The 15,015-nt window shown below is 57.5% G+C and carries 15 protein-coding genes; 10 read left to right on the forward strand and 5 right to left on the reverse strand.

All coding sequences use genetic code 11. The annotated features are described in order from the left end of the window. Positions 1-175: 175 nt before the first annotated feature. The gene (locus tag VJU77_14600; GenBank protein ID HKP04578.1) at positions 176-544 is read right to left on the reverse strand and encodes a hypothetical protein; all 369 of its coding nucleotides are present in this window, start codon (positions 542-544) and stop codon (positions 176-178) included. 148 nt (positions 545-692) lie between these two features. Here VJU77_14600 and VJU77_14605 point away from each other — a divergent pair, with 148 nt between their 5' ends. Continuing rightward, the gene (locus VJU77_14605; GenBank protein ID HKP04579.1) at positions 693-1,526 is read left to right on the forward strand and encodes an ion transporter; all 834 of its coding nucleotides are present in this window, start codon (positions 693-695) and stop codon (positions 1,524-1,526) included. A 116-nt stretch (positions 1,527-1,642) separates the two neighbouring features. Here the strand turns inward: VJU77_14605 and VJU77_14610 are convergent, their stop codons facing one another. After that, positions 1,643-2,425: a hypothetical protein gene (locus VJU77_14610; protein ID HKP04580.1), complete on the reverse strand. Its 783-nt coding sequence runs from the start codon at positions 2,423-2,425 to the stop codon at positions 1,643-1,645. Positions 2,426-2,602: 177 nt separating this feature from the next. Between VJU77_14610 and VJU77_14615 the strand changes: the two genes are divergently transcribed. The 5 genes from VJU77_14615 (at position 2,603) to VJU77_14635 (ending at position 8,066) form a co-directional block, all read left to right on the forward strand. Next, entirely contained in the window at positions 2,603-4,225 is a 1,623-nt protein-coding gene (locus VJU77_14615; GenBank protein HKP04581.1) for an alpha/beta hydrolase, read from the forward strand. A 120-nt stretch (positions 4,226-4,345) separates the two neighbouring features. Beyond that, complete coding sequence (locus VJU77_14620; protein HKP04582.1) at positions 4,346-5,842, forward strand: alpha/beta hydrolase; 1,497 nt, start codon at positions 4,346-4,348, stop codon at positions 5,840-5,842. Positions 5,843-5,951: 109 nt separating this feature from the next. Further along, positions 5,952-6,680 (forward strand): hypothetical protein, encoded by a 729-nt coding sequence (locus VJU77_14625; GenBank protein HKP04583.1) that lies wholly within the window; start codon positions 5,952-5,954, stop codon positions 6,678-6,680. A 41-nt stretch (positions 6,681-6,721) separates the two neighbouring features. Then, a complete protein-coding gene (gene tsaA / locus VJU77_14630) occupies positions 6,722-7,129 on the forward strand; it encodes a tRNA (N6-threonylcarbamoyladenosine(37)-N6)-methyltransferase TrmO (protein HKP04584.1) in 408 nt (135 codons plus the stop codon). 34 nt (positions 7,130-7,163) lie between these two features. Then, positions 7,164-8,066 carry an alpha/beta hydrolase gene (locus VJU77_14635; GenBank protein ID HKP04585.1) on the forward strand — a complete coding sequence of 301 codons (903 nt, stop codon included), beginning with the start codon at positions 7,164-7,166 and terminating at the stop codon, positions 8,064-8,066. A 127-nt stretch (positions 8,067-8,193) separates the two neighbouring features. On the opposite strand, the gene VJU77_14640 is transcribed toward VJU77_14635, so the two are convergent. After that, positions 8,194-8,976 (reverse strand): hypothetical protein, encoded by a 783-nt coding sequence (locus tag VJU77_14640; GenBank protein ID HKP04586.1) that lies wholly within the window; start codon positions 8,974-8,976, stop codon positions 8,194-8,196. A 74-nt stretch (positions 8,977-9,050) separates the two neighbouring features. Here VJU77_14640 and VJU77_14645 point away from each other — a divergent pair, with 74 nt between their 5' ends. After that, positions 9,051-10,862 (forward strand): hypothetical protein, encoded by a 1,812-nt coding sequence (locus VJU77_14645; protein ID HKP04587.1) that lies wholly within the window; start codon positions 9,051-9,053, stop codon positions 10,860-10,862. A gap of 88 nt (positions 10,863-10,950) precedes the next feature. Here the strand turns inward: VJU77_14645 and VJU77_14650 are convergent, their stop codons facing one another. Continuing rightward, on the reverse strand, positions 10,951-11,370 hold the full coding sequence (locus VJU77_14650) for a secondary thiamine-phosphate synthase enzyme YjbQ (GenBank protein HKP04588.1): 420 nt from the start codon (positions 11,368-11,370) through the stop codon (positions 10,951-10,953). Positions 11,371-11,515: 145 nt separating this feature from the next. Between VJU77_14650 and VJU77_14655 the strand changes: the two genes are divergently transcribed. The 3 genes from VJU77_14655 (at position 11,516) to VJU77_14665 (ending at position 14,115) form a co-directional block, all read left to right on the forward strand. Further along, positions 11,516-12,886 (forward strand): hypothetical protein, encoded by a 1,371-nt coding sequence (locus tag VJU77_14655; protein HKP04589.1) that lies wholly within the window; start codon positions 11,516-11,518, stop codon positions 12,884-12,886. 109 nt (positions 12,887-12,995) lie between these two features. Beyond that, the gene (locus VJU77_14660; protein ID HKP04590.1) at positions 12,996-13,394 is read left to right on the forward strand and encodes a hypothetical protein; all 399 of its coding nucleotides are present in this window, start codon (positions 12,996-12,998) and stop codon (positions 13,392-13,394) included. Between the two features lie 52 nt (positions 13,395-13,446). Continuing rightward, a complete protein-coding gene (locus tag VJU77_14665) occupies positions 13,447-14,115 on the forward strand; it encodes a nitroreductase family protein (GenBank protein ID HKP04591.1) in 669 nt (222 codons plus the stop codon). A 7-nt stretch (positions 14,116-14,122) separates the two neighbouring features. On the opposite strand, the gene msrB is transcribed toward VJU77_14665, so the two are convergent. Further along, entirely contained in the window at positions 14,123-14,671 is a 549-nt protein-coding gene (gene msrB, locus VJU77_14670) for a peptide-methionine (R)-S-oxide reductase MsrB (GenBank protein HKP04592.1), read from the reverse strand. Positions 14,672-15,015 lie beyond the last annotated feature (344 nt).

Raw genomic sequence — 15,015 nt, forward strand, 5'->3', positions numbered from 1 at the left:
TTGGCGGACGGGATTGTTCATTTCGCTTCGGTGATTGGGAAGCGGGAGATTTCATCATATCGCCGAGCCTGCATTCACTATCTGGAGTGCATTGCGCGGCGGAGTGATGCGCTGCGCAGCGCCCTGCAGTTCTGGGATGTATTGCGCGGCGCAACGATGCGCTGCGCCGGCCCCGCTAGCGACGCAAATCAGCGCCCCGCATGAAAGCGAGTTCTTCCTGGATATGGTCGAGGAGCCAGTCGTCCGGTTTGAGGCACTTCTTGGCGACCTTTTCCACCTGGGTTGCGGCGTCGAAATGCAATTGCAGATTGACGCCTTTCCAGCCCTGCTTGCGCAGGGTGACGAGGCTCTCGATCGCGCGGCGTTGCTGCTGCCAGCTCGCATTGGCAAAAGCCTTGGCGATCGGGCGCTTGGGAAGATAAAGCAGGTCGGTAAAACAGAGCGACACAAAGTAAGCGGAAAGACTTCGGAAATCTCGGACGCGATCATTGAGAAGTTGTTCCAGTTCGGCCGGGACATTGACCGTGTGGCGAGTTGTCTTCATAGGTCACAATTTTGCCCCGGACGCGGGCTTCTTGTAAAGCGTGCGACGAAGACTGGTGACGTGGACCGTGGGCCCCCCGCGAGCGAGGACTTTCCCGAAAGGACTATGTCAGATCACGGGATACCCAGTTAAAGGTCGAGTCGGTCACATGCCTTTTGCCGAACATCGCCCGACCCGCAGCCAGCCGGCGTGGAAGCATCGGCTCTACTCGATCATCTTCGAGAGCGACACGCGGGCGGGAAGAGCATTCGACATTGGGCTGCTGATCGCGATTGGAGTCAGCATCACGGTGGTGATGCTGGAAAGCGTGGAGTTCATCTGGACCGCCCACGCTGTTCTGCTGCGCAGCCTGGAATGGGCCTGCACCATCCTTTTCACTCTTGAGTACGCGGCGCGCCTGGCCTGTGTGCGGCGTCCCCTGCGTTATGTCTGGAGTTTCTACGGGGTCATTGACCTGTTCGCGTTTCTCCCGAGTTACATCAATCTCTTTATCCCGACCGCGAATTTCCTTCTGATGGTCCGGGTCCTCCGGCTCCTGCGCATCTTTCGAATTCTCAAGCTCTCGGAGTTCATGGAAGAGAGCGAGACACTCATGGCCGCGCTCTACTCCAGCCGGCGCAAGATCGCCGTTTTCATCTCCACCGTGCTGGCGGTCGTTCTCATCATGGGCACGATCATGTATCTGGTCGAAGGTCCGGAGAATGGTTTTGAAAGCATTCCTCGCGGGGTTTATTGGTCGATTGTCACGATCACGACCGTTGGCTACGGAGACGTGACGCCGCACACGGTGCTCGGGCGCACTCTGGCCTGTTTCCTCATGATTATGGGCTACGGCATCATCGCTGTGCCTACCGGCATTTTTGCCGTGGAACTGCGCGAAGCCGCCAAAGCGAAGGAAGGACCAGCGTGTTCGGCCTGTGGGACAGTTGAAACGGATCGCGAGGCGCGTTTCTGCCGGCGCTGCGGGAGGGCGCTGGGGTAGGGCAAGCAGGCTGGAGTAATGGAGTGGTGGAGTGATGGGCTCGGGATTGGCCGGCGACTGATCGGTTGGCAATAAGAACCGTCGTCTGGAAGGCCCGCTCCGGCGAGCCCGCCGAATCACTTCAGATCGATCAGGCGATCGAGGACGAGCTGGTAAGAGTGGGAATCGATGGCGAGGGGACCGCTTAAGGGACGGTCGAGGCTGGCGATCACGAACACGACCAGGCCGATGAACATGGAGAGGAATCCGGTCAGAATGAAATGGAGTTTGCGATTGATGTCGAGCAGGTAGGTGATGGTGATGGTCAGGAAGGCGCCGATCAGGACGACCGACCACATGACGGAAGGCAGACCGCCGCCGATGGCGTTCAGGCGCTGGCGGCGGAGAGCGGCGACCTGGTTGTATTGGGTCATCACCTGGGAGTGGAGGATTTGTTGTCCGCTCGTCGTGGGCTCGAATTGGACCAGCAAATGTTCGAGATTTGTTAACATCCGCGTCGCCTCATCCGTCGGCAGCCCCTGCCTCTGGAGGGGCCACGCTCGGTTGAGGAGGAAGTCGACGTAGGCACGAATCTCGATCTGCATCTGGGTCTTGGCCGGCTCCGGATAACCGGTGACGTCGCGGTAGAGGCAACCGATCGCCGTGGCCTCGGACGAGACGACATTTTCCGCGTTCCGGTAGCTGGTCCAGACGCCGACCGCGATCATGCCGGCCGTGAGGCTGTAGAACATGCCGATCATCGAGGCGAAGAAAATGACCTGGTTATTGAGGTGCTCGACCAATCGGAGCCGGCCGCGCGCGAGAAGTTGAAAAACAAACAGGCCCCCGATCGCCAACACTACGAAGGTGGTGACGACGATGATGCCGAAAATCCAGGGCGGCAGGCGCAACAGGTTCATGCTGGTATCAGGGCTGTGCCCCGGCATAGTTCCCCGCGGCGCGACGCGGTGCTATCGGACTTAAGTCGTACCTCGCCGCGAAGGCTTTCCCGGGAGGCCCTCAGGATGACGAATAGTACCTTGGTCCAATAGCGCTGGCCTGAATCAGTCTGGAGGATGGCGGTCCGTGGATCCGCCATGAAATGCCCGGCCTGTCGTTCCGAGATTGACGATCGCTCGTACCGTTGCCGGCATTGCCGCCGGATCTGTTCGTACCGGCGCCTTTGCTGGCGGTATCGTTACGTCGTCCTGATAATTATTGTCCTGATCGGATTCTGGACGCTCCCCGGACTGATCAGGCAAAGATTCGTGCACGGTTACGACAAGCTGCCCGCGGGCGCGGCGGTCTCGGATGCCACGACCCTGGGATGGCTTGGACTGACCGATAAGGAATGGTTTTGCGTGGAGCCGCATTACAAGGGCAACCTGCTTCATCTGCGGCATAAGGTTTTCCAAGCCAAGGACGTCATCGTTTTCGTCCACGGGTTCATCGGAGATTACATCAACACCTGGGGCAAGCCGAGCATGTTGCTGGACGATCCGCGGTTTAATCGGAACTACGACTTTGTCTTTTATGGATTCAAAACGGCGCTCTTTGGGGACGTGCCCGCGTTCGATGAGGAAGCGAACAGGCTCGATCGCACCCTGACTCATCTCGAGGAGGATTATAAAAGCATCACGATCGTGACTCACAGCAAGGGCGGTCTGCTGGCGATGCGCACGCTTCTCAATCGCGTTCACGACTTTCCAACGAAGCAACCGTACAAGATCCACCGCATCGTCATGTTTACGCCGCTGACCGAAAACGTCTCCCTCGCGGGGCAGCAGGAGGTCGTGAAAATACTCGGCGAGCAGAGCGCGGATATCGCGCAAATGCAGGCGAACACCTACTCAGAACTTGGCCGCGTGAAGGAGGACCTGAAGGCGTTGCTTGAGCCGCAGGATCCCATGGCCCAGGCGCGGAAGGAAGCGTTCATGAAGGATGTGGCCGAACATCTTTACGTCATCAATGCCGAGCGGGACGAAGTCGTGGATGTGGGACCGGACGGCGAAAAGGTCGTGAGCGAAGCAATGCGAAAATTGAGCCAGCTGCCGACTCAGGGCGTGCCGCGGTTGGTCACGCTTCGCTACAGTGACATCGGCGGATCACAGGAAGAGGCGCGAGAAACAAGAAGTGGAGTGAAAGATCCGAGTTATGCGCACGGCATCGTAGTGAAGATGGGAGCGCAAGGCGCTTTCTCATTCTTCAATCATTTCGAGGAACTGCTCTACGATCGCATTGGTCTGCCGCCGCGAAGCCTTGCGGCCAACGCCGAACAGATCAGGCAAAGCACGCATGATCGAATCGAGGACACCATTTTCGAGATGAACAAGTTCGTCGTCGACAAGAACGCGATGGTCGGCCTGGCCTGGAAGGACATTTCCGACGCCGTTCGGGCCAGATTCAAAGATGTCCCGGAGCCGGCCCGGACCAAGCAAATGGAAGACCTCACCAGGCAAGCCTACTACGTCTATATCTTCCTCAGCTTGTATGCGCGGATGGACGGTCTGCGAAGCCGCGGAATTCTCTCGCCGAACGATGACATGATCGTCACTTGGAAGCGCTCCTGGCTGCCAAACCTGATGCAATCGGAGTTAGGCCGCTGGATGCTGGATAATAACCTGATGGAGTATTACTCCGAGACGATGGTCAAGGACCTGCGAGCGGCTGCAGCACCGGCTGCCACTCCCAAAGCATCACCGCAAACAGGCGGTAATTAACGACCGATGAATTGCCCAGCCTGTTACTCGGAGATCCACGATCGATCCTATCGCTGCAGGGAATGTCACCGGATCAGTTCGTACCGGCGCCTGTGCTGGCGCTATCGCTATTTTGTGTTTGTGATCATCGCGCTGATTGGATACTGGACCGTCCCCGGCCTGATCAGGCGATGGTTTGCCCGGGATTATAACAACCTGGCTCTCGGCGCCCTCGTTTCCGATCAAATGACTCTCGGCTGGCTTGGACTGACGGACAAAGGATGGTTTTGCGAAGAACCACATTACAAAGGCGCCCTGTTGCATCTGCGGCACAACGTTTTTCAGGCCAAGGACGTGATTGTTTTCGTGCGCGGGTTCACCGGCGATTACGTCAACACCTGGGGCAAACCGAAAGTCCTGCTTGATGACCCGCGGTTCAATCGAAACTACGATTTCGTGTTTTGCGGGTTCGAGAAGGCGCTCTATGGCGATGCGGCAGCGTTTGATGAGGGAGCGGCAAAGCTGGATAACCTGCTCAGCCACCTGGAGGATAATTATAAGACCATCACGATCGTCGCCCACGGCAAGGGCTCACTGCTCGCGATGCGCACTCTTCTTAATCGGGCGAAAGATTTTCCAAAGAAACAACCTTATAAGATTCACAAGATTGTCCTGTTCTCGCCGCCGACCGAGAATGTTGTTTTAGCGCAACACACCGAGCTCGTGAAGCTGCTGGGCGGGCAGAGGGCGGAGCTGGAACGAATTCAAGCCAGCACCGAGTCGGAGCTGGGAAGGGTGAAGGAGGATTTGAAGGCCTTGCTTGATCCACGCGACCCGGCCGGCCAGGCGCGCATGGAGACATTCAAACGGGAAGTGACCGACCATCTCTACGTCATCAACGCCGAGCGCGACGGGGTGGTTGATGTCGGGCCTAACGGCGAAAAGATCATAAACGAAGGAGTGCGAACGCTGAGTGAATCGCCCACGCTCGGCCCGCCTCGGCTGGTCACGCTTCGCTATAGCGACATCGGTGGGACGGAAGAGGACGCGCGCGAGAAGAAAAGCGGAGTGAAGAATCCTGCCTATGCGCATGCCATCCTGATCAGGATGGGCGAACAGAAGGATTTCTCATTCTTTGATCGTTTCGAGCAGTTGCTCTTCGATCGCATTGGCGTGCCTCCGCGAAGTCTCTCGGCCGATGTCGAACAGATTCGGCAAAGCACGTTCGATCGAATTAATTCCACGATATTTGAGATGAACCGGTTCGTGGTCGACCGAAATCCGATGGTGGGTCTTTGCTGGCGTAATATCGCCGACGCGGTGAAGGCAAGACTTCAAAATGTCCCGGAGGCTCAGCGGCAGAAGGAGACGGAAGAATTGGTCAAACAGATTTACTATGTTTACATCGTTCTCGATCAGTATTCGCAGCTCGATGACCTGCGTAACCGCGGATACATGTCCGTGGACGACCCCAAGCTCGCCGAGTGGAAGCGCTCCATGTTGCCCAACCTGATGCAATCGGACGTGGGAAAGTGGATGTTCGAGAGCAACCTGACGGAGTATTACACCGAACAGATGAACAAGGATTTGCGAGAGGCGGTGGCGAGCATCGAGAAGCCGGCGGTCACCGCGCCGTGAGCTCAATCCTGTAGCGGCGGTCTCGGACCGTCGGCAAGGGAGAGTGGGGAACAAGATTGAACACGTTTATTCGCGTTCGTTCGCCGGCGGGCTGTGATTAGATCATCGCGTGGATTCAACGGGTGAGACTTCGCCAGCAACTCGGCAGATCAGGCCGCCGCCGGTGTCGCAGCATTTGCGCGAGTTTGTGCGGAATCCGCATGCCTGGGTGGTCCTGGGCCGAAACCTGGTTCCGGTCGTCGGAATTTATGCGTTCGGGTGGTCGGCCGCGCTGGCAGTGTTTAGTTATTGGTTCGATGGGCTGGCGGCTCTGGCGGCGATCGTAACGGCCATGGTGCCGAGAGCGGTGCGGGAAAGCCAGCCGCACTTGCGTAACGCTACGACGGGAAAAGTGGCATTGGTGGCGAAGAATGTCGTCGGTGGAGTAGTGACCTGGGTGGTGCTGATGGTCGTTGTCGGATTGCCCTACTGGATTGTGTTGATTCCGCTCCACGGTCTGTTGCTTGGAACAGAGTTGCGGCGAGCGCTGGCGGAGTCGCCGCTGCTTTGGCTGACTTTTGGATCGCTCGCGGCCGGGCATTTCTGGAAGGCGTTCCGCTCCGGTTACGACACGATGCCGGACAATGAGCTGAAGCAACGAGTGCGTTGGGATACTTATCTTCTGATCTTGCGCGCCGTCGCCATGTTTTTCATGGCCGCGCACGGGCTCGCCCTTGTTATGGTTCCGCTGATGGCGCTGGTGCTGACCTACTTCGAGATTTGGCCCGAGCGCGTACTCGGCGCGGTGTTTGGCGATCCGAAAAGGCTTTGGGAATACGATCCGGAGAAGGGGAAGTGAGAAGTGAGAAGGAAGAAGGAAGAAGGAAGAGGTTACATATTATGAACGAGTACACGCTGGAGCCGGTTGGTTTCATCCGGTCGACGGTGCAGGGACGCGAAGACGCGCCGCGGCAGGGACCGGAAGGAGCCCCGGATGCGTGGCTCGAGATCGAACCGCGATTCGCGGACGCGCTGCTTGGTATGGAGGTTGGTCACGAGCTGATTGTGATCACCTGGTTGGATAAGGCGGACCGCGCGGTCTTGAAGAACCATCCGCGGAGTGATGAGAGCCGTCCGCTTACCGGCGTCTTTTACACGCGCTCGCCGGCGCGACCAAATCCGCTCGGCTTGCACCCGGTCATCGTGCGCGAGATCGATGGCACGCGCTTAAAGATCGGGCCAATCGAAGCGTTCGATGGCACTCCGGTGGTCGATATCAAGTCAGCGTCGACGCGGGCGGACGAGTAAGGGAGAAGCGGGGATGGAGGATCGAGGATTGAGGATGGCGGGAAGCAGCAAGACTATTTTCTATTCCATCTTTTCTATCCTCGCTGCGCTGATCGCAGCTGCAGCTCTCGCGGCCGATTCAAACGGGCAGGGCGGAGGCAAGACTGGTTACGTTGATGTCTCCGGAGCGAAACTTTACTACGAAGAATGCGGTTCCGGTCCGGCGGTAGTTCTCTTGCATGATGGCTTGCTTGACTCCAAGTCGTGGGACGAGGTCTGGCAACGGCTCGGGGCGAAGTGCCATGTGATCCGGTATGATCGACGCGGTTACGGGCGTTCCGATCCGGCCACCAGTTCGTTTTCGCCGGTCGAGGACCTGGCGAAACTGCTGACGCACTTGAAGGTGCAACACACGGTAGTGGCCGGCAGCTCATCAGGCGGCGCACTCGCGATCGATTTTGCCATTGAGCAACCGGAGATGACGGTTGGGCTGTTTCTGATTGGCCCGGTCCTGCACGGCATGGACTTCAGCGCTGAGTTTCGGGCGAGAGCGAATCGCAACAATGAGCCGATGGAGCGCGACGATGTCCGCGCAATGGCTAGGAATTGGTCGCAGGACAAGTTTCTCCTCACGGGCCCGAATGAGAAGGCGCGCCGCAAAATCTACGAGCATCTCGTCGCGAACGCGGAAAAGCTAAAGAAATACGACGGCGCTCTCGAAAACAAACTCGCGCCGCCAGCCAGCGAACGGCTCGGCGAGATCAAAGCGCCGACGCTGATTCTCCTTGGTGAAGGCGACATCGGGGATGTGCAGGTTCACACTCGGGCGATCAGCGGCGGTATCAGCGGATCCGAGCGGATCGTGGTAAAGGGCGCCGGCCACCTAATCCAACTCGAGAAACCGGACGACCTAATCAAGCGGCTGAAGGATTTCGCCGAGAGGTGCGTGCACAAATGATCGGAAGCTGGCCTCTGTCTGGCCGGTAGAGTGGATTACGACGCGCCATATCAGCCACGCGATCGCTCGGAGACGATGCTTTCGGGCGCCTTTTGATCGCCGCCACGTCATGACCGCCGGTTCTGAATTATGGGCTCAGGTCCAAGACGTTGCTTAGGTAGTCGTGTTGGTAGATCCGAATTTTGTTGCGAATTCCGGGTCCGATGTCGGTTAGGGCAGCCCGATCTATGGAGACCTTCATGGAGTTCGCCTGGAAGGTGGCTCTCGCATTTTTGAACTTAAAAAAGAGAACCTGCGTGATGTTATCCTGGGCCTTTATCAAGAACGCAAAGAGAGAAACGAAGACGTCGCCATTAGGATCCTTGTCAACCAACCCAATTTGAAAACGCGCTATCTTCGCCTTCTTCGCTTCACGTTCAAACAGAGTGATCCACGGGCTGTCCGATTTCATTGCGCTCAATGCATTGATAGTAGTGGTAATAATGAGGAGCGCCGCCGGAGCCGGCCCCAACGCGACGGTCAGGACTTCGATGATCTTCTTGTGCACCTCAACGGCCGTGCCTTGAGCAGTGTAATCCGTCCAGCTACTCTCTTGAAGGGTCCAACCGACGTTTTGCAGCACGTCGGCGTAGGCCCCGAACCATTCGAGCGGCGATTGGTCGGCTGGAAACTTCTTGTTCGCCACCAATTGAGCCAGTAAGGCAGAATCGGATATGGCCTCACGGACGTCGGTGGTGACGCCTTGGGCGAAGGAGAACACGGCGGAGCCCGAAATCTGCGCCTGGGTTTTAGCCTGATCAAAAACAGGCCCAGCCTCGTCGGCCGCTGACAGCTCAAGGATGCCGCGGGGAGTGCCGCGTAGATCGATTGCGTTAAGAAAATTTCTTGCCTGGAAGGAGTCGTATTTCATATGAAGGGGCTTTTCCCCCATCGGACGAGAAGCAACGTCGTCTGTCAATCATGAACGTCATCAGATAAGGCAAGATGCAACGGAATCTTTCTCTGGCAGTCGGTGTGGCGCAGGCTGGCCATTTGGCTTTTTTGAACGGGGCGATCAACGGTGCTCGCGCCTTTCATGAGTGGGCAAAGACGTCGTCCTACGAATCGCATCTGCTCGTGGATGATCCCGACCCGGTGACGGTGGATGTTCTGCGGTCAAAGTTCGACGCCATGTTCAGCGGCGGCGCTCCGGTCCACCGGTTGTTATTGTATTTCTCAGGCCATGGGATGATCCGTGATGCGGAGGAACGGCTGTGGTTTCTGTCCAAATGGGATACAGAGCTACGCGTAGTCCATGTGGAAATGCTTCGGCGACGATTGATGCGGTACTACAACATCGAGCAGATCGCCATTTTTGCGGATGCGTGCAGCGTGTTGCCCTCGAAGATCGAACAACTGGATCTTTCACTGGATGGGGTAGTCTCACAAAGGTCCGGCACGCCAACAGGGGAAACGCAAATTGATCGGTTCGATGCCTCGCAAGACGGGGATGCGGCCTTGATGCTCCCGTTCGAGGACGCCAGCGACGATCGTGGAGTGTTCTCTGGCGTACTGCTGGAAGCACTCTGGGGCACCAAAACGAACGCCTTCTCCAAGCTAAAACAAAACAAGATCACAAGCGGAAGCCTTGGGAGCTATCTCAAAACGGAGGTGCCACGGGTCGCAAAAATATATAACCGGGAGTTGAAGCCCAGAATCAGTCCCACGTTTGAGGAAGCAGATGATATTTATTTTGAAGCCGATCCGACGTTCAAACCGCCGGTTCTCCCGCGCTGGCCGCCGCCGGATCTTGTTATAGGACCACCGGGCCCGAAGATTATAGAGACTCGGCGGCTTGACGCAGAGTGGGGGTCTGTGTCGGTACCAGAAGACAGCACGCCTTTTCCAGAATCCGAAAATACTGGGCAATGGTTGATCAACAAAATCGATCGACTCCGCATTCCCGGCATGGGCTACAATTGTATCGGCATAAAGATACAAGGCGAGGCAGTCAAAAGTTTGAGGACCCGAGGAACGAAAAAGACACTTTGGCAGAACAGTACACAAAAGGACTTATGGCTGCTTTCCGACGTCCATTCTCCAGAATCAGCCGAACCGGTCCTGATAGAATTTGTGGACGGTATGTTTGCCTCGGTAACGGGAGTGCCTAATTTTACCACCCACGTGATACGCGATTCCCGTGGCGTATCCGGACTAGTTTACCAATCAACCCTTGACCCTAATTCCACCAACCGCATGGCCGAAACCGCCTTGTCGGCGATGGAGAACGGCACCCTGAGGATGGACGCGGTAGTCGATTTTGCCACCAGCCTGCGGAAAGAGAAGCATCGCGATCCCATGCTCGGCGTCATCTCCGCCTATCTCTACGACTCCGTCGGTGATCTGGGAAACATTCGTCGGATGGCATATTATTATGTCGAAAACGGGCAACCCATTCCGTACGACATCGCCCTGCTGGCACAGGTACCCGGTGAAATGCGAGAATCGCGACTTTGGGTCAGGATACCGGCGGTGCCTGCGCAGAAACCACGCACGAAGGCGGAGAAGGACTTTCCTTGGACATTTGAGAAATTAAGAGCATCGGAAGGTGCCGTCGCCGGGTTCTGGCCTTGGATGCGCCAAGGTTGGACGTACCTCCAAGATCCGCTGGATGTGGAATCAGGATTGATAAGATGGGGGTTGAGCGAACTGATCCCCCGACTCCGTCCCGGACGTTTTGTTATGCTTGACCCGGCGGGAGGCAAACGCTTGTCTAAGCTCTTCGATCTGGAAATAGCCCGCCCCAGATCGCTGTAAGTTTGCCCTGCTCTGGTTTGAAGGACTTCGGGCGCATAGTTTGCAGAGAAAAACGGTTGCTGTAGAACAGTCAACTGGGCTGAGATTTCTATTCGCCGATGATTTTGACCAAAACCCTCTTCTTCCGGCGGCCGTCGAATTCGCCGTAGAAGATTTGCTCCCAGGGACCGAGATCGAGACTGCCTTTGGTGATCGCGACGACAACTTCGCGGCCCATGATCTGGCGCTTGAGATGGGCGTCGGCGTTGTCTTCGCCGGTGCGATTGTGGCGATAGGCAGAGGTGGGCGCGTGCGGCGCCAGCTTCTCGAGCCAGACCTCGTAATCGTGGTGCAGACCGGATTCATCGTCGTTGATGAAGACGGACGCCGTGATGTGCATGGCGTTGGCCAGGCAGAGACCTTCGGCAACGCCGCTCCGGGTGACCAATTGCTCGATCGTCGGCGTGATGTTGATGAACCCCCGGCGTCCCGGAACTTCGAACCAGAGGTGTTCGGTGAGCGATTTCAAGGAGCAGTGACGTGTGAAATGTGACGCGTGACGAGAGGAATTGTAGGGCAACCGCTCCGGTTGCCAATGACGCTTCGCATGGCGCCGTTCCTGCAACGCCGGAAACACTTGGCACGGCGGTGCTTGTCTGATGGGATAACGGCGTATGCCGAGAAAATTTATCTATGTGATGGCGATCGGAATTCTGATCGGCGCCGGGACGCTTTTTGCCCAGGAGAAAACAGGGGAGGGAACACTGAACCTGGACAAGAAAACATACCAATTTAAGCAGGCGTTGGCGTTCGAAACGACAGTCGACAACGAGGAAGCGATCGTGGTGGTGTTGACCTCCAAGGCGGTTCCGGGCGAGAAGATCAAGGAAGCACGCGAAAACGACAGGCAAAGCGGGGACACCGATTTCGGGCGGCCATTCCTGAAGCTCATTTTCAAGAAAACCGGCGAGTTCAAGTATTTCAGTGCCGCTGCCGGTGGCACCTCGCTCGGCCGGCACAGCGGCACCGCGAAAGGCGAATTGAAAGTGCAGAACGGTCACGCCATCGGCAAAGCCAGCCAGCCGATGGAAACCGAGGGAATGTTTCCCACGGGGTTCGATGTGCATTTCGATGTTGCGCTGCTCAAGGCGGGCGATACGCCGCCGGCGACCGTGGTTAAGCCGCCCGGCCCGGCCGCGAATGTGCCCGCGACCGTTGCCGGAATTTTCAAGGGTAACGGCAAAGACGCCAAGATCGCCTTTGTGTCGGCGCGGTGGGGCGAACCGTTCAGCGGCAAGACGGGAATCGTGCTCGTGTTCTCCGAGAAAGATCAGTCGAAAATTAAGAAACCCGACTTCGACGCGGCGTTCGGAAAACTCGGCAGCGCGCTGGTCGTTTCAGCGCATGAAGATGGTCAAATTTTTGGATGCCAGGTAGCGCATAGCGCGCACAAGAAATCGGGCTTCAGCTCAATCGGCAGCATTGAGATGAGCGACTTCACGTTCGCGGATGGCAAGGTCGAGGGAGAACTGACCACCAATGGGCAGGTCGAAACGTTCGGCGAAACCTGGGAGGTGAAATTGAAGTTCGTGGCGCCGCTGGGCGAAATCCCGAAGGAATTTCAGGTGCCGGAATCGAAGAAGGAAGAGAAGCCGACGACCAAACCGAGCGAGAAGTCCACGAAGGCGGATTCGGAGGACGAGGACGACGTCGAAGATGCTACAACCTCGGCTCAACCAAAAGTCGCCGGATTAAACGTGAAGGAACTGGCGCTCACGAAAGATGCGACCGACGTCGAATATAAAAAGGTCGTCGAGCACATTCTCTTTAAGAGCAAATCGGACGTGAAGAAGGTGTGCGCGGAGCTGGCGACGGCGCTAAAAGCCCAGGGATGGACGAACGACGGCGCGGACATGATCCAGCCGCAATCCTCGATCATGAAGCGGAAACGGGGCGCGGCCACGCTCACCATTTTCGTGAAACCGGCGGACGGTGGCAGCCAGGTCCAGATGTTCACCGAAGGCCTTTCCTGGGACGGCCAGTAGGCCGGTCGTGAGGTCGCGAAATGCCTCGACGGGTTCGCGCTGAATTGATCGAGGGCACGAAACGCGAAGATCGACAAATCTGGGGAGACCGGACAAACTCGTTCGTACTATGAAACTTAGGACTCTCAGGAAAAAGATCCGTCGGCTGGAAAAGCGTCTCCGGGAAGGTCCAAAGAAATTGAGCAAGCTGAGGCAGAAATTGGAGGCGATGGAAACGGCAAAGAAGATCGTGGCCGCCCAGCGCAAACCGGCTGCCGTCGCGCGGAAAAAGGCCGCCGCTTTCAAGCCAATCGCCCCCAAAGCAGTTGCGAAATCAGTTCCCGTTCAGAAGCCGGCCGCTCCGAAAAAGGTGAAGAAAAAGCTCAATATTTCGCCTGAGCGGCGTGCGCAACTTGCGGCGGCCATGAAAGCTCGCTGGGCTGCCAAACGAGCCGCCGCAGCGATGAATTCGCAACCCGCGGTCCCGGATCTGAACCTTGGAGTTCAGGAAGTCGCTCCGGCTTCGTAACGATCACCGTGGTCCACCGAGAGTGATCTGATCGTCACGATCGTCCGCCGCAATGCCAGAACCCCGGTTTGTCCCGGCGCCCGGGATCGGTCCTCGATCGGACGAAGAATTGCTTCGGCGCGCCCGCGAGTTTTATGAAGCGATGGATCGCCGGCGGACGATTCGCGAGTATTCCGACCGGCCCGTGCCACGTGAGGTGATCGAATATTGTTTGCGTGCCGCAGGCACCGCGCCGAGCGGAGCGAACTTGCAGCCGTGGCATTTCGTGGCGGTGAGCGATCCGGCGCTCAAGCGGGAGATACGCGTCGCGGCCGAAAGGGAAGAAAAAGAGTTTTACGAACAGCGCGCGCCGAAAGCATGGCTGGAAGCGCTGGCCCCGCTCGGCACCGATTCGAGTAAACCATTTCTGGAAATTGCGCCGTGGCTCATCGCGGTGTTCGCGCAGCCGTTTCGCATCCTGGCCGATGGAAGTCGCACGCCAACGTATTACGCGATCGAGTCAGTCGGGATTGCGACGGGTATTCTGGTAACCGCAGTGCACTCGTGCGGTTTGGTGGCGTTAACTCACACTCCGAGCCCGATGGGATTCCTGAACAAGATCCTTGGGCGCCCTTCGCACGAAAAACCGTTTGTTCTTTTGGTCGTCGGCCGTCCCGCGGAAGATGCGCGCGTGCCGGACATAAGCCGCAAGGAGCTAGACGAAATCAGCACCTTTCGATGATGAATCTCTACGGGCGTTCCTCGAATTTGAGGGCCAGCCCGTTCAGGCAGTATCGTAATCCGGTTGGAGCGGGGCCGTCATCGAAGACGTGGCCGAGGTGGGCGCCGCAACGCGAACAGAGAATCTCGTCCCGATCCATCCCGAAGCTGCGATCTTTCACGGTCGTGATGATTCCCGGGATGAACGGCCCAGTGAAGCTGGGCCAGCCGGTGCCGGATTCAAACTTCGCGTCACTCGCGAACAAAGGTGCGTTGCACCCGACGCAATGGAACACGCCGCGGCGATGTTCGGTGAGCAGGACGGAAGAACAGGAGCGCTCGGTCGAGTGGCCGCGGAGAATCGCATATTGCTCCGGCGTGAGCTGCTTTTTCCATTCGGCGTCCGATTTCTCCACTTTCGGGACGGGCGCCAGATCCTGGGCGGTGGGCTTCAATGGTTCCATATTTTTGACGGCAACTTTTTCGGTTCCCTGGGCATGCGGTTGCCGCGCTATATAAAGAGCGCCAAGCGCGATTACGGCGAGGAGAATAAGAGATCGGATGGTGAGGCGATTCATAAGCGGGCTTTCTCAAGAGACAGCCTTGGGCCGCTCCTGTTCAATACAGGAGACGCACGAGCGCTGAATATTATTCCCGGGTGATGCAGCGCCAACGGCGCGCCCTCAACTCCAGCCTGGGGCAACGCCCCAGGATAGGGGGATTCCGTTGGTTCCAGCGCTGAAGGCGCGACTCATGTTTTGAATCGCGCTTTCAGCGCTCGGTCAATTTTGATGCGTGATTCCTGGGGCGTTGCCCCAGGCTTAAATTGAAGTGCGCCTTCAGCGCGGAAACGGACGCCGGCTTTGGTCGGCCCGGTAACCGGCGAGGGGCGCGGCGGAGCGCTGGGGAACGATGATAGGGA

Source organism: Chthoniobacterales bacterium, assembly GCA_035274845.1.
Lineage (GTDB): Bacteria > Verrucomicrobiota > Verrucomicrobiia > Chthoniobacterales > UBA10450 > AV80.

Coding starts and splice junctions, on each gene's coding strand:
- VJU77_14600 (HKP04578.1), bottom strand. CDS start 544: ATGAAGACAACTCGCCACACGGTCAATGTCCCGGCCGAACTGGAACAA.
- VJU77_14605 (HKP04579.1), top strand. CDS start 693: ATGCCTTTTGCCGAACATCGCCCGACCCGCAGCCAGCCGGCGTGGAAG.
- VJU77_14610 (HKP04580.1), bottom strand. CDS start 2,425: ATGAACCTGTTGCGCCTGCCGCCCTGGATTTTCGGCATCATCGTCGTC.
- VJU77_14615 (HKP04581.1), top strand. CDS start 2,603: ATGAAATGCCCGGCCTGTCGTTCCGAGATTGACGATCGCTCGTACCGT.
- tsaA (HKP04584.1), top strand. CDS start 6,722: ATGAACGAGTACACGCTGGAGCCGGTTGGTTTCATCCGGTCGACGGTG.
- VJU77_14635 (HKP04585.1), top strand. CDS start 7,164: ATGGCGGGAAGCAGCAAGACTATTTTCTATTCCATCTTTTCTATCCTC.
- VJU77_14640 (HKP04586.1), bottom strand. CDS start 8,976: ATGAAATACGACTCCTTCCAGGCAAGAAATTTTCTTAACGCAATCGAT.
- VJU77_14645 (HKP04587.1), top strand. CDS start 9,051: ATGCAACGGAATCTTTCTCTGGCAGTCGGTGTGGCGCAGGCTGGCCAT.
- VJU77_14655 (HKP04589.1), top strand. CDS start 11,516: ATGCCGAGAAAATTTATCTATGTGATGGCGATCGGAATTCTGATCGGC.
- VJU77_14660 (HKP04590.1), top strand. CDS start 12,996: ATGAAACTTAGGACTCTCAGGAAAAAGATCCGTCGGCTGGAAAAGCGT.
- VJU77_14665 (HKP04591.1), top strand. CDS start 13,447: ATGCCAGAACCCCGGTTTGTCCCGGCGCCCGGGATCGGTCCTCGATCG.
- msrB (HKP04592.1), bottom strand. CDS start 14,671: ATGAATCGCCTCACCATCCGATCTCTTATTCTCCTCGCCGTAATCGCG.